The organism is Oceaniovalibus sp. ACAM 378 (assembly GCF_008085915.1).
GTDB lineage: Bacteria > Pseudomonadota > Alphaproteobacteria > Rhodobacterales > Rhodobacteraceae > Oceaniglobus.
Genome location: NZ_VSJK01000004.1, coordinates 112,578 through 135,850, shown reverse-complemented (window position 1 = coordinate 135,850; position 23,273 = coordinate 112,578). Strand labels below are relative to the sequence as shown.

Here is a 23,273-nt window from a genome sequence, read left to right as displayed (position 1 = left end):
CCCATGCGAGAACCGAAAGACAAGTTGGTCCAGATCGATCCGGTCTGGTCACAAATCCGGGAAGAAGCGCATAAAGCAGTGCGCGACGAGCCGTTGTTGGGCGGCCTGATCCATTCCAGCATCCTGCATCACAAAACGCTCGAGCGCGCGCTTGCTTATCGCATATCTCTGAAACTGGCGTCGGCTGAAATGTCGGAACAGTTCTTGCGTGAGATCGCAGACGAGGGATTTTTGGTCGATCCAAGCCTCGGAGAAGCGGCGCGCGCCGATATGGTGGCCATTCTTGACCGTGATCCGGCCTCCCAGAGATTGTTGCAACCATTGCTGTATTTCAAGGGATTTCAAGCAGTTCAGGCTTACCGGCTGGGGCATTGGCTGTGGCACCAAGGGCGTCGCGATCTGGCGTATTTCATGCAGATGCGGGTGTCAGAAGTGTTCGGGATCGACATTCATCCGGCAGCGCGATTGGGACGTGGCATTATGATTGACCACGCCCATTCCATCGTGATCGGTGAAACTGCGGTGGTTGGTGACAACGTTTCGATGCTCCATTCCGTGACATTGGGTGGAACGGGCAAGGCGGACGGCGACCGGCATCCGAAAATCGGTGACGGCGTGCTGATCGGTGCAGGTGCCAAGGTTCTGGGCAACATCAGTGTCGGTCGCTGTTCGCGGATCGCGGCCGGGTCGGTCGTGTTGGAGGACGTGCCACCGATGAAGACGGTGGCCGGTGTTCCGGCGCGCATCGTGGGCGAAGCGGGATGTGCGCAACCCTCGCTCACCATGGATCATTTGCTGGCCCGGGGGGTATGACCGCCGCACGAATCGGTGCGGTGGCCTGTCTGGGGCGTTATAACTTGCCACGTCAGACCGGTTTCGGATTGCGCTGTCCCTTGGTGATGTTCGGACAGGTTTTACAATAGGCTGTGTTGCGGCTCAAATTCGAATGGTTCAAGCAAGCATGGCCATCGGCGATTCCAGATTGTCCTTGATTGCGTTCAATAATTCGGCGCCAAGCGTGCCGTCTATCACGCGATGATCAACCGATAGGGTCACCGACATCATCGTTGCCACGACGATTGCGCCATCGTCGTCGACCACGGGTTTCCTAGAGCCTGCACCGACGGCCAGAATGGCGCCATGGGGCGGGTTGATGACCGCATCGAAATTGTCGATTCCGAACATTCCAAGGTTCGAGATGGCAAAACTGCCGCCCTGATATTCGCCGGGCGCCAATTTCCGGGCGCGTGCGCGTGTTGCAAGGTCTTTCATTTCGCCTGACAACTGGCCAAGTGTCTTGGTGTCGGCGTCGCGGATCACCGGGGTGAACAACCCGCCCTCAACGGCCACGGCGACGGCCACGTCCGATGGTTTGAGTTGCAGGATGCGGTCACCGGCCCAGACGGCATTGGCGGCGGGCACCTGTTGCAACGCCAGCGCACAGGCTTTGATGATAAAATCGTTGACCGAGAGTTTGATGCCGCGCCTCTCCAACTGCCGGTTGAGGTCGGCACGGAATTTCATCAGCGGATCCAGACAGATGTCACGCCTGAGATAGAAATGCGGGATCGTCTGTTTCGCCTCGGTCAGACGGGCAGCGATGGTCTTGCGCATCCCGTCCAGCGGAATTTCAATAGTTTCTCGGTCGGCATAAAGTGCGGCGATCCTTTCGGCGGAAACCGCAGGCGGGGCCTTTTTGGGTCCGTCTGTATCCAAGGATTGCGCGGCGGGCCGGGCGGATTCAACATCAACCCTGACGATCCGCCCACGCGGGCCGCTGCCGCTGATCGTTGCAAGATCCAGACCGCGTTCGGCTGCGATCCGGCGGGCGAGGGGGGATGCAAAAATCCGTTCGGTTTCAGAAGGCTTCGGCTGCTTCGCGGGATCCGTGGGGGTGGTTTCAATCGGTTTGGTTGACGGGGCATCGATTAACTCTGCCTTCGCAGGGGCCACCAGGCGTTCCGCCACATCACCGATCGATTCACCATCGACAAGAAGTATGGCGATCGGGCTGTTCACTTTGACGCCCGTGCTGCCCTCGGCCACCAGAAGTTTGCCGATCACGCCTTCGTCTACAGCCTCGAACTCCATGATCACCTTGTCGGTTTCGATCTCGGCGATCAGATCGCCAGAGCTTACTGTGTCGCCTTCCTTGACCAGCCAGCGGGCAAGAGTGCCGTCCTCCATCGTCGGGGACAGGGCAGGCATCAGAATTTCGGTCGGCATGTCAGTCTCCCGTGTTCAGGGGTGGCCCGGGCGTCGGGGCGGTCGCGCAGAACTGCGGCCACCGGTCCGCACGCTCAGCGATAAGTCACCGCTCGCGCCGCTTCGACCACTTCGGCGGTCGTCACCAATGCGAGTTTTTCCAGATTTGCCGCATAGGGCATCGGCACGTCCTTGCCGGTGCAATTGATCACCGGGGCATCGAGATAGTCGAACGCCTGCTGCATCAGCACCGAACTGATGTAGCTACCGACCGATCCCTGCGGAAACCCTTCTTCGATTGTCACGCAACGGTTGGTCTTTTTCACGCTTTCGATGATTGCCTCGGTGTCCATCGGGCGCAGGGTGCGCAGGTCGATCACTTCGGCCTCGATCCCGTCTTTGGCAAGTATTTCAGCGGCCTCCAAGGCGTAAGTCATGCCGATGCCAAAACTGACAAGGGTCACATCGGTCCCGGTACGCCAGATCCGCGCCTTGCCGAAAGGGACCGTGTGATCCTCAATATCGGGGACATCGAAACTCCGGCCATAGAGGATCTCGTTTTCCAGAAAAATCACCGGATTGGGATCGCGGATCGCCGTTTTCAACAGACCCAGCGCATCATCGGCGGCATAGGGCATCACGACTTTCAACCCCGGAATCTGGGAATACCACGCGGCAAAGTCGTTCGAATGCTGCGCTCCGACCCGCGCCGCCGCGCCGTTGGGGCCGCGAAATACGATAGGGCAGCCCATCTGGCCGCCGGACATATACAGGGTCTTGGCCGCAGAGTTTACAATCTGATCCATCGCTTGCATGGCAAAGTTGAACGTCATGAACTCGACAATCGGGTTCAGCCCGCCAAAGGCCGCGCCGACGCCAATGCCGGCAAATCCGTGTTCCGTGATCGGCGTGTCGATCACCCGGCGGGCGCCAAATTCCTCAAGCAGACCTTGGCTGATCTTATAGGCGCCCTGATATTCGCCCACTTCTTCACCCATAAGGAACACCCGGTCGTTGCGGCGCATTTCCTCGGCCATGGCATCGCGCAGAGCCTCGCGGACGGTCATTTTTTTCGTCTTGGTGCCTTTGGGCAGATCGGATTGTGCCGGAGTTGCCGGGGCAGGGTGCTCGCGCGTTTCGGCGGGCGTTTCCTCGGAACTGGGCGGTGTGCCCTTCAGCGGTGGCTGGGCCGAGCTGTCAACCTCGGCGCTTTCGCCCTCGCCGATCAGGATCGCGATGGGGGTGTTGACGGCGATGCCTTCGGTCCCTTCGGCAACCAGCAGCCTGCCCATGGTGCCGTCGTCAATCGCCTCGAATTCCATCGTTGCCTTGTCGGTTTCGATCTCGGCCAGAATATCGCCTGATTTGACGGTATCGCCTTCCTTGACCAGCCATTTGGCCAGTGTTCCCTGCTCCATTGTGGGCGACAGGGCGGGCATCAGCAGTTCGGTGGCCATCGCTCAGACCTCGGCGTAAATGTCGGTGAAAAGTTCGTCTGCCGAAGGCTCGGGGCTTTCCTTGGCGAACTCTGCGCTGGCGTTGACGATCTCTTTGATTTCCTTGTCGATCGTCTTTAACTCGGCTTCGGATGCGTGCTCTCCGGTCAGCAGCAACTGGCGGACGTGTTCGATGGCGTCGCGTTCGTCGCGCATCTTTTGCACTTCGTCGCGGGTGCGGTATTTTGCCGGATCGCTCATGGAATGGCCGCGATACCGGTATGTCTTGATCTCAAGGATATAGGGGCCGTTGCCCGCGCGGCAGTGCGCCACCGCCTTGTCGCCAGCGGCTTTGACGGCCAGCACATCCATGCCGTCCACCTCTTCGCCGGGGATGCCATAGGCGGCGCCGCGTTCCCAGTAAGATGGCGATTTGGTGGATCGCGCGGTCGAAGTGCCCATGGCGTATTGGTTGTTCTCGATCACGAAGATCACCGGCAGATCCCAGAGTTCGGCCATGTTGTAAGTCTCGTAAACCTGGCCCTGATTTGCGGCGCCATCGCCGAAATAGGCGAATGTCACGCGGTCGTTGCCCAGATATTTGTCGGCAAAAGCCAGCCCGGCACCGATTGGCACCTGCGCCCCGACGATCCCGTGACCGCCATAGAAATGGCGCTCTTTCGAGAACATGTGCATGCTGCCACCCTTGCCGCGCGAATACCCGCCCGCGCGTCCGGTCAGTTCGGCCATCACGCCGTTCGGGTCCATCCCACTGGCCAGCATGTGCCCGTGATCGCGGTAACTGGTGACGCGTTTGTCGCCCTCGGCAGCTGCCGCCTCAAGCCCGACAACCACGGCCTCCTGACCGATGTAGAGATGGCAGAAACCACCGATCAGCCCCATTCCATAAAGCTGTCCTGCCTTCTCTTCGAAGCGGCGGATCAGCAGCATTTCACGATAGAAATGCAGCAAGAGTTCGCGGTCGACATTGGATGCGGCAGGCGATTTTCGGGTGGCCATCGGCGCGGTCCCTCCCAAGGATGCGGAGCTTTTGCCGACTATTCCACGGCACTGCGCAAAGGCAAAGCGAAAATGCCGCGGGACTCAGCGCAGGACAATTTCGTCCGCCCGCACAAGACCCAGCACGTCGCGCGCCTGTTCGTCCAGCAGATCGAGATCGAGATAGGCGTCGGACAGCCGGTGCGTCTTGTTGCGCAGGCCGGCAAGTTCGTGGTCCAGTTCGGCAAGATCTTCGGTCAGGGTTCGCGCCTCGGCATCGATCTGAATCCGGCGGAATAACCCATAGTCACCCTGAACACTGGCAAAGGTGAAATACATGCCAAGAACAAACGTCAGGGAAAAATAGACGACAACGCCGATGGCGGGCCGGGTGCGCGGGTGGGACATGCTGTGCCTCTCGGTGGCCCTCTGACGGGGCGTTTGACGCAATATGGCATGGCGCGGGGGCGTTGTGAATCCCCCGCGTGTGCTTGCCCGCCGGAAAATCCCGGCCCTTGAGTGGCGTTATATGGTGGCTATTCAGTTCCCTTATAGATCGCGACCAGCTTGTTCAGCATGGCAAGCGCGTCTTCGCGGCTGCGCTGGAACGAGTTGCGGCCAATGATCGATCCGTTGCCCCCACCGTCGCGGATCGCGCGGGCATCGTCGTAGACCGAGTTCTCGCCCTTCTTGGCACCGCCGGAAAAGACGATGATCCGCCGCCCGTCAAACGCAGACTGAACGCAATGTTTCACCCGCGCGGCCTGTGTGGCGATGTCGATCTTCTGATCTTCATACACCTTCTTCGCTTCGGGGAGCATCAGGTGGTCGGTGCCCAGCTTGATCTTGATGATATGTGCACCCAGCAGGGCGGCCATATGGGCGGCATAGGCGGCCACGTCGATGGCGGTCTCACCGTCCTTGGTGATGCCCTCACCGCGCGGATAGGACCAGATCACGGTCGCGATCCCCTTGGATGCCGCCTCTTTGCGCATCGCCACGATTTCTTCCATCATATCGATGCCGTTGTCTGACCCCGGATAGATCGTGAAGCCGATCGCCGAACATCCCAGACGCAGTGCATCGTCCACCGACGCGGTCACCGCCTGATTCTTGCCTGATGTCCCGCTCATCAGCGAATTGGCGCTGTTGACCTTGAGGATTGTCGGGATCTGGCCGGCGAACGTGTCGGCACCTGCCTCAAGCGGCCCAAGCGGAGCGGCATAGGCGTTCAGCCCGGCGTCGATGGCCAGACGATAGTGATAGTGCGGATCATAGGCTTCGGCGTTCACCGCAAAACTGCGGGCGGGGCCATGTTCAAAGCCCTGATCGACCGGCAGGATGATCATTTTGCCGGTTCCGCGCAGCTTGCCGTGCATCAGCATCTGGCACAGCTTGCCTTTTACACCGGGCGTTTCGCCTTCGTAGCGGGCAAGAATGTTCTGGACAATGCGCGAGCTTTTCATGGTGGTTCCCTGCAAATGACAATTGACGTTATGGCAGTGCATTAGGGGGCAGTGCGCGGCCTTGCAATGTTGATGGCGCTAACAAGCGGAAACGGAACGCAAATCGCTTTTTATCCCCGCTACAGACACAGATTTGTCACCGGCGGCGGGGAAAGGACCCATTACCCGGCAAACCGCGCGGGCAGATTCTGTCCGGTCCAGGCCTTCGTGGCCAGTTCGCTGGCCGCCGTTTCGATCTGGGACCATGCGGCCTGACCCTCGGGGCCGGTTATCCGGACGCGTTCGTCGACAGGATATTAGCACTTTCAGCATCACCCGCCGCCGCACCCCCATCAAGGTCCAGAGTGCCGCAACAGAATCCTCACCCGCCTGACACCAGAAATCCGCCCCATCGCTACGTCTCGGATCAGCGCGCCAAGCAGATATTCGGTATCGCCGACCACCCGGGTCTGAATCTCGAGCACTTCGGCAAAGGGTAGCGCACGTTCCAGCCAATCCAGCCGCACCCGTCTGATTTGCCGCCCCCGCCAACAGCGGCCAGCCGCTGCATGTCAGGTGGGGCGCGCCTGACCTCGCCCGGAAACCGCCTGACTATACCATCAGCGCCGCGACTCCGGGCAGGGTCTTGCCCTCCATCCACTCGAGAAATGCGCCGCCTGCGGTCGAGATATAGGTGAAATCATCGGCCACGCCCGCCTTGTTCAGGGCCGCAACAGTATCGCCGCCGCCCGCAACCGAGATCAGATTGCCCGCGCTTGTCTGATCCGCCGCAACCCGCGCCGCGGCATTCGTGGCCATGTCGAAAGGCGGAATTTCGAAGGCACCCAAGGGGCCGTTCCAGATCAGCGTGCGGCACTCTGCAAAGATCTCGGCGATCCGCGCGACGGTTTCGGGACCGGCGTCCAGAATCATCGCATCGGCGGGGCAGGCGTCGGCGGGCACGGTTTCGCTGTCGGCTCCGGCGCGGAATTCACGGGCGACCACCACATCGGTGGGCAGGTGGATGGCACAGGCGACTTCTTCGGCCTTTGCGATGATTTCGCGGGCCGTTTCGGTCATGTCATGTTCAGCCAGCGATTTGCCCACATCGATGCCCTGGGCGGCGAGAAACGTGTTTGCCATGCCGCCACCGATCACCAGATGATCGACCTTGCGCACCAGATTGCCCAACAGTTCAAGCTTGGTTGAAACCTTGGCGCCCCCCACCACGGCGACCACCGGGCGTTTGGGCTGACCCAGCGCCTTGTCCAGCGCCGACAATTCCATCTCCATCAAACGCCCCGCGCAGGACGGCAGCAGTTTGGCGATGCCCTCTGTCGATCCATGAGCGCGGTGGGCGGCGGAAAACGCATCGTTGCAATAGATTTCGCCCAAGGCAGCCAGCGAGGCGGCGAACATCGGTGCGTTTGCTTCTTCGCCCGCATGAAAACGGGTGTTCTCGAGCAACAGAACCTCTCCATCGGGCAGGGCGGCCACGGCTGTCTTGGCGGCAAGACCGATACAATCCGTCGCAAAGCGTACGGGCACGCCGAACGCGGTTTCCAATGCGCCGGTCAGCGGCTCAAGCGACAGTTCGGGCACGACCTCGCCCTTGGGCCGTCCATAATGGGCCAACAGAACCGGCTTGCCACCCCGGGCGAGAATGTCGCGTACGGTGGGCACGATACGGTCAATCCGTGTGGCATCAGTGACGCGTCCGTCCTGCATGGGCACATTGATGTCCACCCGGGTCAGCACGATCTTTCCGGCAATGTCGAGGTCGTCGAGGGTTTTCCAGGCCATGGAGCGGCTCCTGATGAGGTTTGCAGCTCTTGTCGCGTCCTGTCAGGCAATCGTCAACTGCAACCGAGGGAATTACCCTTTTGCTTGAGCCTCCCGCGCACTACATAGATTCGGGAAAACGTATGAAGGAACCTGATATGGCCGAGATCAAAGACCCCGAAAACACGATCCTGATGGAGCTGAAGGGTGGCACCGTCACAATCGAGCTGTTGCCCGACGTGGCACCGAAACATTGCGAGCGGATGAAGGAACTGGCGCGTTCCGGCGCCTATGACAACGTTGTATTCCACCGGGTGATCGACGGTTTCATGGCCCAGACCGGCGATGTGTCGCACGGCAATGCCGAATCCGATTTCAACATCCGGCTTGCGGGGACAGGCGGTTCGGACATGCCGGATCTGCCAGCTGAATTCTCCAAGCTGCCCCATGACCGCGGATCCATCGGCGCTGCCCGCTCCTCGAACCCGAACAGCGCAAATTCGCAGTTCTTCGTCAATTTCAAGGACAACAGCTTTCTGAACGGGCAATATACCGTTTATGGCCGGGTGATTTCCGGGATGGAACATGTCGATGCTCTTGGCCGGGGCGAGCCGCCTGCAAACCCTGACCGGATGATCAGCGTGAAAGTGGCCGCAGATGCGTAAGTACTTGTTGGCCCTGATGGTTCTGGCGGCATCGCCCGCTGCCGCGACCGGGCTGAAAATCGAGGTTGGCGGTCAAGCGAATGGCACCGTCACCATCGACCTGTTCGAAGACGTCGCCCCCGCCCATGTGGCGCGGATCACCGAACTGGCGCGTTCCGGAGCCTATGATAACGTGGTGTTTCACCGGGTGATCGAAGGCTTCATGGCCCAGACCGGCGATGTGCAGTTCGGCAAGGTCGACGGCGATCTGCGCCGTGCGGGCACCGGCGGGTCGGACAAACCCGACCTCCCATCCGAGTTCTCGTCGCAGGACTTTGAACGGGGTGTGCTTGGCATGGCACGTTCGGCCGATCCGAACAGCGCAAATTCGCAGTTCTTCATCATGTTCGCCCCGGCGACGCATCTGAACGGCCAATACACTGTCGTCGGCAAGGTCACGGATGGCATGGATGTGGTCGACCAGATCAAACGCGGCTCGGGGCAGTCGGGCGCGGTTTCGGGCAAGCCCGATGTGATGAGCAAGGTTACCGTCACCCCTTGAAACACCGATTCCCCCCTCCGTCACGGCGGGGGGAACCACGCAGGCTGGGCTTTCGCCCGCACAACATTCTGATAGGTGCCCGGGGCCGACCTATGCGCGTTGCCGTGGGTGCCGAACCGGATGACACCGGCGCAGCGCTGTTCCGGGCGGGGAGACTGCTTTGTACCGGCGAAGAGCGCTGGATATTCCGGGGCGGCGGCGCTGACCGGCTTGCTTTTCTCATTGCGTTCAATCAAGTGGCGATCAAGATCGGCAACGATGGGTTACAACTGGTGTTTGCCGCCGCCCTTGGCTTCGGCCCTGTGGGGCGATCCGGTGCGGCCACCATTGCTGTTTGCGCTGGCGTTGACTGCGGCCGGGCTGTTGCTGATGAACCGCCCGGCGAACGGGTTCAGGTTCCGCAGAAGGTCTGTTTGATGCGCTGACCCTCGGTCGGCGGGCTGGCCAGATCAGGATGTTCGGCAAATGGCGTCTGCAAAGCCTCGGTCAGGGTATGGAACGGCGCGAGATCGCCGGTAAGTCCTGCCTGAATCGCCTCCTCAACCCGATGATTGCGGGGAATGATCGCCGGATTGACTGCCTGCATCGCGGCGCGCCGGGTATCGGGTGTGGCATCTTCGCGTGCCAACCGGGCAATCCAGACCTCGGCCCAGGTGTCATAACCGGCGGGATCGGCGAACTGTTCGCGCGCCGATTGCGTGCCAAGGGCGCGGAACGTGTTGGTGAAATCCGCCTGACCATGGGCCATCCGGTCAAGCAGCGACTGGATCAGGTCGGGGTCGTCCCGCTCGGACGTCACCAGCCCCAGTTTGGCGCGATAGCGGGCCAACCAATGATCGGCGTAAACTTGCGGAAAGCGGTTCACTGCCTCGGTCGCGGCTTCGATGGCGGCATCCCTTTCGCCCATCAGCGGCAACAGAGAAGTGGCCAGTTGCGCCAGATTCCAAACCGCAATTTCTGGTTGTCGCGCAAAGGCATAGCGCCCAAAGCTGTCAATTGAGCTGAACACCCTGTCGGGGTGGTAGTCATCCATAAAGGCGCAGGGGCCATAGTCGATGGTTTCACCTGCCACCGACATGTTGTCAGTGTTCATCACCCCGTGGATAAACCCGACCGACATCCAGCCGGCAATCAAGGCAGCCTGCGCATCGATCACCGCATTCAACAGGCCAAGTGCACCGTCCACTCCGGGATAATGCCGCGCGATTACGTGATCGGTCAGCACCTGCAACGCTTCGCTGTCGCCTCGCGAGACGAAGTATTGAAACGTACCGACGCGGATATGGCTTTTCGCAATCCGGGTCAGCACCGCACCGGGGTATCTCCGTTCGCGGATCACGGTTTCGCCGGTCGTCACGGCCGCCAAAGCGCGCGTCGTGGGCAGGCCAAGGGCATACATTGCTTCGGACAGAAGATATTCCCGCAAAACCGGCCCGAGCCATGCACGTCCATCGCCCATACGGGAATAGGGCGTGGGGCCTGATCCCTTTAACTGCATGTCGTAGCGCCCTGAAGGGGCTTTGATTTCCCCGATCAGTAGCGCGCGCCCATCGCCCAGTTGCGGCGACCATCCACCGAATTGGTGCCCGGCATACACTTGCGCCAGCGGAGCCGCCCCGTCGGGCACCGCGTTGCCCGCCAAGACGGACAATCCGTCTGGAGAGGCTAGGGCGGCGGGGTCGATCCCAAGCTCGCGGGCCAGCGTTTCGTTGATGCGGATCAGGCCGGGCTGTGCGACAGGCGTCGGCTCCATCGGGCTGAAGAACCGGTCGGGCAGTCGGGCATAGCTGTTGTCGAAGGTGATGTTCAGGGTCATTTTGTGTCCTTTGACCCTATTTGGGGGTGCAGAGCGGATGGTTAAAGGGTGCGGGTCAGCAGCTTGGTGTCCGTGCGTTCATCAAATCCCAACCGGCGACAGAATACCTTGGCGCGCGGATTGGCGTCAGAGGCTTCCATATGCAGCGCGCACACGCCATGGCCGTGCAGCGCATGCGCCAGCGTCGCCACCGCGTCGCTTCCCATACCGCGACCGCGCACGGCGGCCCGGATGTATAATTCGCCAATGGTGGCGGTGACTCCGCCCGCGCTCAGGTCGAAACCGAACGCGATCAGCATATAACCAACCGGCGATTTGGGCGGCCCGATCAGATAGAGCGTGGCGGCGGGCAGCCCGTCAAGCAACCGGTCCAGCGCCGCGGTGCGGGTGGCATCAGCGCCATCCTCTGCGTGCGACATCTGTTCTGCGCAAAAGGCCGTGAGCATCGGCAGGACAAGGGGCCGGTCAACGGCGGCGGCGATGCGCAGGGAAACTGTCACAACCGGCCAAGACGCTCGGTCAGCAACTTGAAAAATCCATCGGCGTCGAGATCACCGATGAACAGCGCATTTTCAGGCCGGTCGGTCACGCCCCACCAGTCGGCGACGGTCATTCCCAGCGTCAGATCAGACATCGTTTCGATCTCAACGTTGATCCGGCGCCCGGTGAACAGATCTGGCGCGATAAGATAGGCGGTGACGCAGGGATCGTGCAGTGGTGCGCCTTCGCCGCCGTATTTCTCTTTGTCGAAACGCTCAAAGAAATCGGTCATCTCGGCGACCGCGATGCCCACCGGCGTGCCCAGAGCGCGAAACGCGGCGGTGCGCTGTGCGGTGACCAGTGCCTTATGCGTGACGTCGAGCGGAACGGCAACTATATCCATTCCGGATTTAAACACGATATCAGCGGCTTCTGGGTCGACATAAATGTTGAATTCGGCAGTGGGCGTGATGTTTCCCACTTCGAAATAGGCACCACCCATAAGGACGATCTGCTGCACACGTTCGGCAATGTCGGGCGCACGTTGCAAGGCGGTGGCGATGTTGGTCAACGGCCCCAGCGCGCAGAGCGTTACCGTGCCTGAGGGTTCGGCGCGCAGGGTGTCGATGATGAAATCGACTGCGTGCCCGTCCTGTAATGGCATCGTGGGCTCGGGCAGGACGGGTCCGTCCAGCCCGGTCTTGCCATGCACATGTTCGGCCGTCACCAATCGGCGGGCAAGCGGCGCATCACATCCGGCAAAGACCGGAATGTCACGCCGCCCGGCCAATTCGCAGATCATCCGCGCGTTTTTTTCGGTCAGCGCCAGCGGCACGTTGCCGGCGACGGCGGTCAGCCCCAGAACCACAAGCTCGGGCGAAGCGAGAGCCAGCAGGATCGCGACGGCGTCGTCCTGTCCGGGGTCGGTGTCGATGATGATCTTGCGCGCCATGGTTTCTCCTGGCTGGGGCTCCTCGCTTCCTTGCGGTCGCTCCTCGCGAGGAGCGACGTCAGGACCGAGGAGCGTCGGTCAGCGTGAAAGAGCCTGAAGAATTCGCGCCCAGCTGCGGATGCCCCGGTGAAAGCTGATCAGGTCATATTTCTCGTTCGGTGAGTGGATCTGGTCATCGTCCTTGGCGAAACCGATCAGCATGGAATCCATCCCCAGAATCGACTTGAAATATCCGGCAACCGGGATCGATCCGCCCGCGCCGACATAGGCGGCGGGATTGGGCCATTCGGGTGTCAGCGCGTGGCGGGCCAGATCGAAGGCGGGGTCGTCGATGCTCATCACGCTTGCGGGCGATGCTCCGTGATCCTTCCAATCGACCGTGCAATCGGCTGGAAGTTGGTCTTCCACCATGGCGCGGAAGGCGCGCCGGATTTCCAGCGGATCCTGCGTGCCGACCAGGCGAAAACTGATCTTGGCATGGGCCTGTGACGGCAACACCGTCTTGAAGCCGTCGCCCTGATAACCGCTCCACAGACCGTTCACTTCGCAGGTCGGGCGCGACCAGACCATTTCCAGCGGCGTGCGGCCCTGTTCGCCCGCAGGTTCCGACAATCCGACGCTGCTCAGGAATCCGTCGGCATCGAAGCCCAGATTGTCCCACTGGCTGCGCAACTGTCCCGGCAATTCGGCCACCCCGTCATAGAAACCGGGCACGGTGATCCGCCCCGTTTCGTCGTGAAGTCCGGCGATGATCCGCGCCAGTACCCGGGCCGGATTGATTGCGGCGCCGCCATAAAACCCCGAATGCAGATCGCGGTCGGGGCCGGTGATTGTCAGTTCTTCCTGCAGCATTCCACGCAGCATGGTGACGATACCGGGCGTGTCCGCGTCGAACAGCCCGGTGTCGCAAATCAGTGCGATATCCGCCGTCAATTCCTTGGAGTTTTCCTCCATGAACGGCACAAGTGAGGGCGAGCCGGATTCTTCTTCGCCCTCGAAGAAAAACGTCAGCTGGACGGGCAGGGTGCCATGCACCGCTTTCCAGGCGCGACAGGCTTCGACAAAGGTCATCAATTGGCCCTTGTCGTCAGAGGCACCACGGCCGCGGATCACCTTTCCCTTCGGGGTGTCTTCGATCACCGGGTCGAACGGATCGTGGTGCCAAAGTGAAATCGGATCAACGGGTTGCACGTCGTAGTGGCCATAGAAAAGCAGATGGCGGCCATCGCCGGGGTGGTGGCCGGTGACCATCGGATGGCCGGGCGTCGGGCGTTTCGCGGCATCGATCCCGATGCTGGCCAGATCGGCAACAAGCCAGTCGGCCGCGGCGTCGCAATCGGCTGCATAGGCCGGATCGGTCGAGATTGACCGGATGCGCAACAGCTCCATCAACCGCTCTGTCGCCGCCGGAAGATCGGCGTCGATGCGGGACAGCACGTCTTCAAGGCTCATCCATCAGTCCTTTCGAGGGGAAATCGAGGGTATCGGGGGTATTTTCGCGAGCCTAACAGGCTCGTCGTGGGTGTCCAGTGACCCTGCCGCCAATACCAGAGTAACATGCGTGCCAAAGGGGTGGTCAAACACTATCTTGGGGCGTATGGTTCCACCTCATCCGGAAACTGGGTATAGTGCTGTATGCTTTTGTTTTGCAACAATTCCTCCTTATTTTTTCTGACCGCCGGTCAGGTTTCCGCCAAAGCCAGCCTGCCTTTGATGGCTGGCCAGTTGCCGGCCGGATACACTGTTCGCCGGGCCGGTGATTGCCCCGCTGCCGCGCAGTCGCGATTGCGCCTGCCTTTTCGCCCGGTACCGGCAGATGATGTGTCACAAGCGGTATTTCCGACCACCGATCATGCGGGCCGCGAGGTGCAATTCACCGCGCCACGATTGTCCGGGGAATTCACTCGGGCAACTGCCCTAGCTGCCAATTCCAACGTCGGACATTTCGATATTTCGCAGACATCAAAACGTCGGCCAATGAAGCCCTTTGTTTCTCCACAAAAAACTTTTGCAAGCCGCCTGAATTTGCGCAGAAATACGCCCAAGCAGGTGCTTGGCGAGTTTTCCGCATGTGCATAGGCAAGTACCCTATGCTACCTTTCCAAGAAATCGGTCTGTCGATGCGAATCGCACAAGATACGGGATATGGGGCAGTGCAAGTTTGGTGGGAAAAATGATCCGACGTTTTCGGGCTCCCGAGGTGGTGGAAGAGGAGGGCCCGCGCGGGTTCGACGATTTCGACGTACGTCTTGGAGATGTGATGCGCGGCGAACGCGCAACACTGGGCAAGTCGCTTCTTGACGTTCAGCGCGAACTCAAGATCCGTGCCACCTATATTGCCGCTATCGAAAATGCCGATCCTCAGGCGTTTGAAACGCCGGGGTTCATTGCGGGCTATGTCCGGTCCTATGCGCGTTATCTCGGGCTTGATCCCGAATGGGCTTACCGCGCGTTTTGTGCCGAGGGTAATTTTGAAACCGCGCACGGGATGTCTTCTGCCGCCTCGTCAAAACGCGCCGAAGCGCGCGGCTCTGCCTCGGGGCGCAGCGATCCGTTTTCCGAATCGACCGTGTTCTTCGCCCCGTCATCGCCCGGTCTTTTGTCGCACATCGAACCCGGGGCGATTGGGTCCATTGCCGTGCTCGTCGCGTTGATCGGAGTTTTGGGCTACGGCGGATACTCGGTGCTGAACGAGGTGCAGAAGGTGCATTTTGTTCCGGTTGACCAGACCCCCGGCGTCATTTCCGATCTTGACCCGCTGATCGGTGTCGGCGCCACGATGCCCGTCGGCGCTGATGCTCTTGCCGGTGTGGAATCCAACGAAGGCGAAGGTTTCGACCGGATCTATCGCCCACAGGCGCTGGACGTGCCGGTGATGGTCGCCCGTGACGGGCCAATCGCCGCGCTGAACCCGCGCCGTGCCGCTTCGGACTCCACGGATTCGCCCGCCGGGCTCGACGCAGCAAGGCTTGCCGCGCTGGCAGTGCCCGGTGCCGGTTCGGCCCTGAACGGCGAGACGACGGAACCCGACGGCCTGCGCGTGGTGGCCGAGATGGTGCCTGAAGTCGTGTTGTTCGCCGTGCGCGAAAGCTGGGTCCGGGTGCGGGCCGCCGACGGCACGGTGATCTATGAGAATATCATGAACAAAGGTGATCGGTTCGTTCTGCCCAAGACGGAAGAGTCGGCGACCCTGCTGACCGGCGAATCCGGCGCGATCTATTTTGCGCTGAACGGCGATGCTTATGGTCCCGCCGGGCGCAATGGTCAGGTCACCAAGAATCTCAGCCTGGCCGCCGAAAGCCTGCGGGGTCAGTACAAGGTCGCCGATCTGGAAAACGACGGCGATCTGGCAACCGTGGTGGCAGATGCATCGCTTTTGGCCCCGGTCGAAGAATAGGCTTGCGGTTGCGCCCGGGCCCGCGCTGACCTACCTGTCAGACAAGCCCTGACCTGTTGAGAGAGCCGCTTTCATGTCGCTGAACCACATCCGCCCGTGGCGCAACATCGACCGCAGAACGTCGCGCCAAATCATGGTCGGCAACGTTCCCGTCGGGGGCGGTGCGCCGATTACCGTGCAGACGATGACCAACACGCCCACAACCGATGTGCGTGCCACTGTGGCGCAGATTCAGGCCGCAGCCGAGGCGGGGGCAGACATCGTGCGCGTGTCCGTCCCGGATCAGGACAGCGCCAAGGCGCTGAAGCAGATCGTCCGCGAATCGCCGGTGCCTTTGGTTGCCGACATCCACTTTCACTACAAACGCGGGATCGAAGCCGCCGAGGCTGGCGCGGCCTGCCTGCGGATCAACCCCGGAAACATCGGTGATGAGCGTCGGGTCAAAGAGGTGATCAAGGCGGCAAGGGACAACAATTGTTCCATACGCATTGGCGTGAACGCCGGTTCGCTGGAGCGTCATCTGCTGGAAAAATATGGCGAACCATGCCCCGACGCGATGGTCGAATCCGGGCTGGACCATATTAAATTGTTGCAGGACAACGATTTTCACGAATTCAAGATCTCGTGCAAGGCGTCGGACGTGTTCATGGCCGCAGCCGCCTATCAAAAGCTGTCCGAGGCGACGGATGCACCGATCCACCTTGGCATCACCGAGGCTGGCGGGTTGACCAGTGGAACGATCAAATCGGCCATCGGCATGGGCAACCTTCTGTGGATGGGGATCGGCGACACGATCCGCGTCTCTTTGTCCGCCGATCCGGTGGCCGAGGTGAAGGTCGGATTCGAGATTCTGAAATCCCTGGGCCTGCGGCACCGGGGGGTGAATATCATCAGCTGCCCGTCCTGCGCGCGGCAGGGCTTTGACGTTATCAAGACCGTGGAAATTCTGGAGCAGCGGCTGGAGCATATCAAGACGCCGATGTCCCTGTCGATCATCGGCTGTGTGGTCAACGGGCCGGGCGAGGCCCTGATGACCGACATTGGCTTTACCGGCGGCGGTGCCGGATCGGGAATGGTCTATCTGGCCGGTAAGCAGTCCCACAAGCTGGGCAATGATGCGATGGTAGAGCACATCGTCGAGCAGGTGGAAAAACGTGCCGCCGAGATCGAGGCTGGATTGGTCACCGAACAAGCGCAGGTGGCGGAATAGTTTCTGCGTTGTGATTTGAGTATTTGTGCAAAGAAGAAACAGCCGGTTGCGAGCCACTATTGAGGCTGTTCTTCAAATCATCTTTAGATGGCCAAGCGAAGTCTGCGGGTTCGGCCGCCCAGAGCGGCGGTGAACAGGCGGGTGCCGCCTGTTTCCTTTGCGCTTGGGGAGATCGCCAATAGGCTCGCGAAACGGCTGGCTGCGGGAAAGCCGAGCCAGCCTCGCGCTTATCCCTCGCGGGCGGCAGCGACGATCTGTTGCATTGCGTCAAGCGGCACATAGCCGCGCACCATCTGGTCGTCGAACACAAAGCTGGGCGTGCCGTTGATCTTTAGCCGCTGACCCAAGGCACGGGTTTCATCGATGACCCGCGTCACTTCCGGATCGTTCATCCGGGCGACGATGGCATCGGAATCCAACCCCTGTGCATCGGCGGCCGCGCGCAGCGAGGCTTCGGTCACGGCACCGCGCATCAGCATCAATTCATCGTGCAGCTCGCCATAGGCGTCGTCGCCCGCGACCATCTTGGCCGCGATGGCAAAGCGTGAGGCCATCACCGATTCATCGCCGAGGATCGGGAATTCCTTGACGATCAGCCGGATGTTGCCGTCTTGCGCCAAAAGCTCGGTCACTTCGGGATGCGCCTTCTTGCAGTATCCGCAGCGGTAATCGAGAAATTCGACAATCGTGATGTCGCCGTCGGGGTTGCCGCCGACCCAGGAATATCCGTCATTGACCAGCGCATCCATGTTGTCGGCCAACAGTTGTGCATCGCCCATTTCGGCATCCGCCGCCTGGCGCTGTTCCAGAACGCCGATCGCCTCCATCAGCACCTCGGGGTGTTCGAGAAGATAGGCGCGCACTTCCTCGCGCAATTCGCTGCGTTCAGCTTCGTTCATTTCAGCCGCGGCGGGCAGGGGTAATAGGGCCAGCGTGCCCAGCATGAGCGCGGCCAAGGCGGGGCGGAAATGGGCGGGGCGGAGATGAGCGGAGCGGATCATGGCGGTTCCTTCAAATTTGTTGCGGCGCAGCATGGCAGACAGAGGCGCGTTGGCAAGGGGGCAGGGGCGCAGCCCGCTCACGTAACCGTGACGGGACGGTTGACGGGGGCGCCGGGGCGCGGCATCGACAGGCAACATCGGAGGAAACTATGCGCAGATCGGCACGGGGCGACGTGGACCCCTTCATCGTCATGGATGTGATGGAACAGGCCCGACAGGCCGAAGCGGCGGGCCGCCACATCATCCATATGGAAGTTGGCCAGCCCGGCACACCGGCACCTGCCGCCGCCCGCGCCGCACTGGTGCGCGCGATGGAGCAAAGCGCGCTGGGATATACCGTGGCGCTGGGGTTGCCGGAACTGCGCGCCCGAATCGCCCGATTGTATCGCGACTGGTATGGCGTCGATCTGAACCCCGACCGGGTTGTCGTCACTTCGGGGTCATCGGCGGGATTCCTTCTGGCCTTCACCGCGCTGTTTGACGCGGGCGAGCGGGTGGCCCTCGGCAACCCCGGCTATCCGTCCTATCGCCAGATCCTCAAGGCGCTGAGCCTGACGCCCGTCGGTATCGACACCTCGCCCGAGGACCGGTTTCAACCGACGCCTGAAACCTTACCCGATGACATTGCCGGGCTGATCGTCGCCTCACCCGCCAATCCGTCGGGCACCATGCTGGACCGTCCCGCATTGGCGGCTCTGATTGGCGCGGCGCAGGAACGGGGCGCGGCCTTTGTTTCGGATGAGATTTATCATGGGGTCGGATACGACCGGCGGGCGGTCAGCGCGCTGGAGATCAGCGACGACGTTTATGTGATCAATTCGTTCTCGAAATACTTCAGCATGACCGGCTGGCGAATCGGCTGGATGGTGGTTCCTGAATCGCACATCCGCACGGTAGAGCGTCTGGCGCAGAACATGTTCATCTGCGCCCCCCATGCCAGTCAGGTTGCCGCGCTGGCGGCGATGGATTGCGACGATGAACTTCAGGCGAATCTGTCGGTCTATTCCGCCAACCGGGCGTTGCTGCTGGACGGGTTGCCGGGGGCAGGTCTGAGCCGGTTCGCACCGCCCGACGGCGCGTTCTATGTCTATGCCGATGTGGCCGACCTGACCGGGGACAGTCGCGCGCTGGCCTCGGACATACTGGCCCGCGCCGGTGTTGCGGTGACGCCGGGGTTGGATTTTGACCCGTTGCGCGGTGCAAAGACCCTACGCCTGTCTTACGCGCGGGCCACGGCAGACATCGCCGAGGGGCTGGAGCGGTTGACGGAATATCTGCGGCTGGGCTGACAACGGGGCTGTTCAAAAGGTGGGATCTTTTTTCATCAGGCGGCGTTTTTTGCGTTCCGTAATTGGCAGATCTCGGCTAATATTCGCCTAACGGCCGAAAACAGGCCGATTTTTTTGGCAGAGCAGATGCCCATGATCCGACCTTTCGTTCTGGCCCTTTGGGGCCTGTTCCCGCTTGCCGACGGCGCTTTTGCGCAGGGCCCGCTGAATGCGCTGGCCCGGCCTGATTTGTCACGTTCGGAAATTGTCGATCTGGGGGCGAACCTGCAGATCACGCTGACGCTGTCCCAGCCGGTTCCGTGGCGGATCTTTACCGTCGACAATCCACCGCGCCTTGTTGTGGATTTCAGTCAGGTCGACTGGACCGGGCAGTCGATTGGCGATGTCGTGCGCTCGGATGTCGTGACCGACATTCGCACCGGCGCGACGCAACGTGACTGGTCGCGGCTGGTGCTGTCTCTGGCCGAGCCGATGGCTCTGGAAACTGCGGGTCTGGGCACTGGCGGAAACAGCGGGCAAGCGGTGCTGAAGGTGCAGATGGCGCCGGTCGATGCTGTGACATTCGCCAAGACCGCAGGCCCACCCCCCGGCGTATTTGCGGGCAGCGACGGACCCGAAGCGATCGCCGATGGCCGGGGCCGCCAGACAGGCGAGCGGCCTTTGGTCGTCGTTCTTGACCCCGGACATGGCGGTGTTGATCCGGGGGCCGAGGCCGATGGCGTCGTCGAGGCTGACCTGATGCTGACCTTTGCCAAGGATCTGCGGCGGGTGCTTGAGGAAAGCGGACGTTTCAGCGTGGTCATGACGCGCGAGGAAGACGTGTTCGTGCCGCTGGAATCCCGGCTGACCGTGGCGCGCACGGCGGGGGCCGATGTGTTCCTGTCGCTTCATGCCGATGCTCTGGCCGAGGGGCGGGCATCGGGAGCGACGATCTATACCCTGTCCTCCGAGGCAAGTGATGATGCGGCGCGTGTCCTTTCCGAACGTCACCAGCGCACCGATCTGCTGGGTGGCGTCGATCTGAGCGAACATGACGATGTGATTGCCGGTGTCCTGATGAACATGGCCCGGTTGAACACGACACCCCGCGCCGAACGTCTGGCCGGAAAGCTGGTGACGGGACTGTCTGAACGCACGGGTGATTTGCACAAACGTCCGCGTTTGCGCGCCGGGTTTTCGGTGCTCAAGGCGCCGGATATCCCGTCGGCGCTGATCGAACTGGGATTCCTGTCCAGCGCGCGTGACCGTGACCGGCTGACCGATGCGGGTTGGCGGCGCAAGGCGGCTCTGGGTATTCGCGACGCCCTGCTTGTCTGGTCGCAAGAGGATGCAGACGAAGCGCGGCTGCTGAACCGCTAGATGCCACTGCAATCCCGAAAACGTGACGCCACATGGCGGGAAAGTGCCGCGCTGATGGAACGTGTGTTTTGACCATGCCGCGCGGCCCCGGTATAAACGCCCTGTCGTTTGTGGGAGTCTGAGTCATGGTCCGTTTCATCCTGTCGTTCTTAGGAGCGATTTTCAGCTGGGTGACGATTGCCGTCATGTTTGCGGCGCTGACCATTGGCGCGATTTTCTGGATGTATTCCCGCGATTTGCCGAACACAGATCAGTTGGCCCAGTATACTCCGCCGACGATCAGCCGGATCTATTCCCGCGAGGGGCGGATCATCGACGAGTTCGCCGAGGAACGTCGCCTGTTCGCCGCAGCCGCTGACATTCCTGATCTGGTCAAGGGTGCGTTCATTTCGGCGGAAGACAAGAATTTCTATACCCACAAGGGGTACGATCCGCGCGGCATGATTGCCGCTGCCATCGATGCCGCAAGGGGCGGCGCGCTGCGCGGTGCGTCGACCATCACCCAGCAGGTGATGAAGAATTTCCTGTTGGGCGGCGAACGCAGCGCCGAGCGCAAGGTCAAGGAACTGATTCTGGCCAGCCGGATCGAAGACACCCTGGACAAAGAGAAGATCCTTGAGCTGTACCTGAACGAAATTTTCCTTGGTCAGAACAGTTTTGGCGTCGCCGCCGCCAGCCAGACCTATTTCAACAAATCGCTTGCCGAACTGGCCCCCGAAGAGGCCGCCTATCTGGCGGTCCTGCCCAAGGCGCCGTCGCGATATCACCCGGTGCGCGACAAAGAGCGGTCGATCGAACGGCGCAACTTTGTCCTGCGCGAGATGTTCGAAAACGGCTATCTGGACGAAGAACAATATCGTACGGCGCGCGAAGCCCCCCTGCGCAGTGTCCAGAACGGCGACTTCGAGAGCTTCAGGGCCTCGCTGCCGCCTCGCGATTATTTCACCGATGAAATCCGCCGCCAGCTGAGTGGTGAATTCGGTGAGGGCGAGTTTTTCTCGGGTGGGATGTCGGTCCGCGCAACGCTCGACCCCGAGTTGCAAGAGGTCGCCGCCGAGGCTCTGCGCCGGCAGTTGGAAAGCTATGACCGTTCGACAGGCATCTGGCGCGGCACGGGCAAGACGATTGAAACTGCCTTGTTGAGCAGTGAAGAAAGCTGGCGTGGCGCGCTTTCCAATGTTGCCGTGTCGCGGGACGTGGACCTTGAAAGCCCCTGGCATCCTGCGGTTGTCCTGTCGGTTGGCGAGACCAGCGCACGTATCGGGATCGAAGATGTGCCCGAAGACGATGACGGTCACTGGATCGAAGCCAAGGATGTGCAATGGGCGCGCAAGCGCAACTCCGATGGATCACTGGGTCGCAAGGCCCAGGTGGCGGGCGATCTTCTGGAAACCGGCGATGTGGTTCTGGTGCGCATGATGACTCAGGACAGCGACGGCAGTTTTATCCGCTGGACCCTGCGCCAGATCCCCGAGGTGCAGGGCGCCTTTACCGCGATGGATGTGAATACCGGTCGAGTTCTGGCGATGCAGGGCGGGTTCAGCTATCAGCATTCGGTGTTTAACCGCGCCACACAGGCGACGCGCCAGCCGGGATCAAGCTTTAAACCCTTCGTTTATGCCGCGGCACTCGATTCAGGGTTCAGCCCGGCCACTGTGGTTGTTGACGCCCCGATCGAGATCAACACGCCGCAGGGTCTGTGGCGGCCCAAAAACTATGCCGACCGGTTCTATGGCCCGGCACCGCTGCGCACCGGGATCGAACAGTCGCGCAACCTGATGACCGTGCGTCTGGCCGAAGAGGTCGGCATGGACACCGTCGCCCGCTATGCCGAGAAATTCGGGGTTTATGACCGGATGGGACGGTTTCTGGCCAACTCTCTGGGGGCTGAGGAAACCACGCTTTACAAGATGGTCGCGGCCTATGCGATGTTTGCCAATGGTGGCGAACGGGTCGAACCGACGCTGGTCGACCGGGTACAGGACCGTTATGGCGCAACGGTTTACCGCCACGATCAGCGCACCTGCCCGCAATGCGAGCTTGCCTCACTGGACCCCGACGTTGCGCCTGCAATCAACTCGAACCGTGAACGGGTGATGGACGCGATCACCGCCTATCAGTTGACGTCGATGATGCAGGGTGTGGTCGAACGCGGGACAGCCAAGGGCAAAGTAAACCTGGGTGTGCCCACGGCAGGCAAGACCGGCACGACCAACGACGAAAAAGACGCCTGGTTTGTTGGCTTTACCAGCACCATCGCGGCAGGCTGTTACATCGGCTATGATCGGCCACGCACCATGGGCAGGTCCGGAACGGGTGGTGGGTTGTGTGCGCCGGTGTTCGACCAGTTCATGCGCGAAGCGGTCAAGAAATACGGCGGCGGCCCGTTCGAGGTTCCGCCGGGCGGCGAATTCATCAAGATCGACCGTTTCACCGGTGCCCGTCTGTCAAACGATGCATCCGGGCCGAACGTTGTGGCCGAATATTTCCGCATTGGCGAAGAACCGGTGTTCGGCGTGGCCTTCGATGGCGGCTGGTCGATGGGCAGCAACCTGCCGCTGTTTTCCGCGGGCGAGGGGTCCGAAGAGGGATCGAAGGTGCGCACCTCGTCGGGCGGTGTTGTCGTGATTCCAAACAAGCGGGCCACTTTCGGCACGCTTTCATCGGGCGGGTTGTATTAAGCGGCTGCCTTGCCG

Annotated in this window: 22 protein-coding genes; 10 read left to right on the top strand and 12 right to left on the bottom strand. The window is 61.2% G+C overall.

Translation table 11 applies throughout. The annotated features are described in order from the left end of the window. Positions 1-3 precede the first annotated feature (3 nt). The gene (gene cysE / locus FQ320_RS06615; RefSeq protein ID WP_148470923.1) at positions 4-813 is read left to right on the top strand and encodes a serine O-acetyltransferase; all 810 of its coding nucleotides are present in this window, start codon (positions 4-6) and stop codon (positions 811-813) included. Positions 814-951: 138 nt separating this feature from the next. Here the strand turns inward: cysE and FQ320_RS06610 are convergent, their stop codons facing one another. The 7 genes from FQ320_RS06610 to pgk form a co-directional block, all read right to left on the bottom strand. Beyond that, the gene (locus FQ320_RS06610; protein WP_148470922.1) at positions 952-2,226 is read right to left on the bottom strand and encodes a pyruvate dehydrogenase complex dihydrolipoamide acetyltransferase; all 1,275 of its coding nucleotides are present in this window, start codon (positions 2,224-2,226) and stop codon (positions 952-954) included. A 74-nt stretch (positions 2,227-2,300) separates the two neighbouring features. Beyond that, positions 2,301-3,662, bottom strand: a complete 1,362-nt coding sequence (locus FQ320_RS06605) for a pyruvate dehydrogenase complex E1 component subunit beta (protein ID WP_148470921.1) — start codon at positions 3,660-3,662, stop codon at positions 2,301-2,303. Between the two features lie 3 nt (positions 3,663-3,665). Further along, complete coding sequence (gene pdhA, locus FQ320_RS06600; RefSeq protein ID WP_148470920.1) at positions 3,666-4,661, bottom strand: pyruvate dehydrogenase (acetyl-transferring) E1 component subunit alpha; 996 nt, start codon at positions 4,659-4,661, stop codon at positions 3,666-3,668. An 84-nt stretch (positions 4,662-4,745) separates the two neighbouring features. Beyond that, positions 4,746-5,048, bottom strand: coding sequence for a septum formation initiator family protein (locus tag FQ320_RS06595; protein ID WP_148470919.1), 303 nt, complete (start codon positions 5,046-5,048; stop codon positions 4,746-4,748). Between the two features lie 128 nt (positions 5,049-5,176). Beyond that, positions 5,177-6,106: a class I fructose-bisphosphate aldolase gene (locus FQ320_RS06590; RefSeq protein ID WP_148470918.1), complete on the bottom strand. Its 930-nt coding sequence runs from the start codon at positions 6,104-6,106 to the stop codon at positions 5,177-5,179. Positions 6,107-6,438: 332 nt separating this feature from the next. Beyond that, complete coding sequence (locus FQ320_RS25560) at positions 6,439-6,612, bottom strand: hypothetical protein (RefSeq protein WP_187393795.1); 174 nt, start codon at positions 6,610-6,612, stop codon at positions 6,439-6,441. An 85-nt stretch (positions 6,613-6,697) separates the two neighbouring features. After that, the gene (gene pgk / locus FQ320_RS06585; protein WP_148470917.1) at positions 6,698-7,888 is read right to left on the bottom strand and encodes a phosphoglycerate kinase; all 1,191 of its coding nucleotides are present in this window, start codon (positions 7,886-7,888) and stop codon (positions 6,698-6,700) included. Between the two features lie 137 nt (positions 7,889-8,025). Between pgk and FQ320_RS06580 the strand changes: the two genes are divergently transcribed. From FQ320_RS06580 to FQ320_RS06570, 3 genes are all read left to right on the top strand, one after another. Then, positions 8,026-8,532 (top strand): peptidylprolyl isomerase, encoded by a 507-nt coding sequence (locus FQ320_RS06580; RefSeq protein WP_148471108.1) that lies wholly within the window; start codon positions 8,026-8,028, stop codon positions 8,530-8,532. Continuing rightward, entirely contained in the window at positions 8,525-9,073 is a 549-nt protein-coding gene (locus FQ320_RS06575) for a peptidylprolyl isomerase (RefSeq protein ID WP_148470916.1), read from the top strand. The genes FQ320_RS06580 and FQ320_RS06575 overlap by 8 nt, the downstream gene beginning before the upstream one ends. 92 nt (positions 9,074-9,165) lie before the next feature. Further along, positions 9,166-9,498: a hypothetical protein gene (locus FQ320_RS06570; RefSeq protein ID WP_148470915.1), complete on the top strand. Its 333-nt coding sequence runs from the start codon at positions 9,166-9,168 to the stop codon at positions 9,496-9,498. On the opposite strand, the gene FQ320_RS06565 is transcribed toward FQ320_RS06570, so the two are convergent. From FQ320_RS06565 to FQ320_RS06550, 4 genes are all read right to left on the bottom strand, one after another. Next, on the bottom strand, positions 9,465-10,889 hold the full coding sequence (locus FQ320_RS06565) for a YdiU family protein (RefSeq protein ID WP_148470914.1): 1,425 nt from the start codon (positions 10,887-10,889) through the stop codon (positions 9,465-9,467). The two genes, FQ320_RS06570 and FQ320_RS06565, sit on opposite strands and share 34 nt — an antisense overlap. 41 nt (positions 10,890-10,930) lie before the next feature. Next, positions 10,931-11,389 carry an N-acetyltransferase gene (locus FQ320_RS06560; protein ID WP_148470913.1) on the bottom strand — a complete coding sequence of 153 codons (459 nt, stop codon included), beginning with the start codon at positions 11,387-11,389 and terminating at the stop codon, positions 10,931-10,933. Then, on the bottom strand, positions 11,386-12,321 hold the full coding sequence (locus FQ320_RS06555) for a nucleoside hydrolase (protein ID WP_148470912.1): 936 nt from the start codon (positions 12,319-12,321) through the stop codon (positions 11,386-11,388). Before FQ320_RS06555 ends, FQ320_RS06560 begins: the two co-directional genes overlap by 4 nt. 78 nt (positions 12,322-12,399) lie before the next feature. Continuing rightward, positions 12,400-13,773 carry a M20/M25/M40 family metallo-hydrolase gene (locus tag FQ320_RS06550; RefSeq protein WP_148470911.1) on the bottom strand — a complete coding sequence of 458 codons (1,374 nt, stop codon included), beginning with the start codon at positions 13,771-13,773 and terminating at the stop codon, positions 12,400-12,402. A 183-nt stretch (positions 13,774-13,956) separates the two neighbouring features. Between FQ320_RS06550 and FQ320_RS06545 the strand changes: the two genes are divergently transcribed. The 3 genes from FQ320_RS06545 to ispG all read left to right on the top strand — a co-directional run bounded on the left by FQ320_RS06545 (position 13,957) and on the right by ispG (position 16,928). Continuing rightward, entirely contained in the window at positions 13,957-14,400 is a 444-nt protein-coding gene (locus FQ320_RS06545; RefSeq protein WP_148470910.1) for a hypothetical protein, read from the top strand. A 94-nt stretch (positions 14,401-14,494) separates the two neighbouring features. Continuing rightward, entirely contained in the window at positions 14,495-15,718 is a 1,224-nt protein-coding gene (locus FQ320_RS06540; protein ID WP_148470909.1) for a helix-turn-helix domain-containing protein, read from the top strand. Positions 15,719-15,791: 73 nt separating this feature from the next. Next, complete coding sequence (ispG, locus tag FQ320_RS06535) at positions 15,792-16,928, top strand: flavodoxin-dependent (E)-4-hydroxy-3-methylbut-2-enyl-diphosphate synthase (RefSeq protein ID WP_148470908.1); 1,137 nt, start codon at positions 15,792-15,794, stop codon at positions 16,926-16,928. A gap of 227 nt (positions 16,929-17,155) precedes the next feature. Here the strand turns inward: ispG and FQ320_RS06530 are convergent, their stop codons facing one another. Further along, positions 17,156-17,929, bottom strand: a complete 774-nt coding sequence (locus FQ320_RS06530; protein ID WP_370513027.1) for a DsbA family protein — start codon at positions 17,927-17,929, stop codon at positions 17,156-17,158. Positions 17,930-18,078: 149 nt separating this feature from the next. Here FQ320_RS06530 and FQ320_RS06525 point away from each other — a divergent pair, with 149 nt between their 5' ends. The 3 genes from FQ320_RS06525 to FQ320_RS06515 all read left to right on the top strand — a co-directional run bounded on the left by FQ320_RS06525 (position 18,079) and on the right by FQ320_RS06515 (position 23,258). Next, positions 18,079-19,218: a pyridoxal phosphate-dependent aminotransferase gene (locus FQ320_RS06525; protein WP_148470907.1), complete on the top strand. Its 1,140-nt coding sequence runs from the start codon at positions 18,079-18,081 to the stop codon at positions 19,216-19,218. Between the two features lie 132 nt (positions 19,219-19,350). Further along, positions 19,351-20,577, top strand: coding sequence for an N-acetylmuramoyl-L-alanine amidase (locus tag FQ320_RS06520; protein WP_148470906.1), 1,227 nt, complete (start codon positions 19,351-19,353; stop codon positions 20,575-20,577). 125 nt (positions 20,578-20,702) lie between these two features. Next, positions 20,703-23,258 (top strand): penicillin-binding protein 1A, encoded by a 2,556-nt coding sequence (locus FQ320_RS06515; RefSeq protein ID WP_148470905.1) that lies wholly within the window; start codon positions 20,703-20,705, stop codon positions 23,256-23,258. Positions 23,259-23,273: the final 15 nt, after the last annotated feature.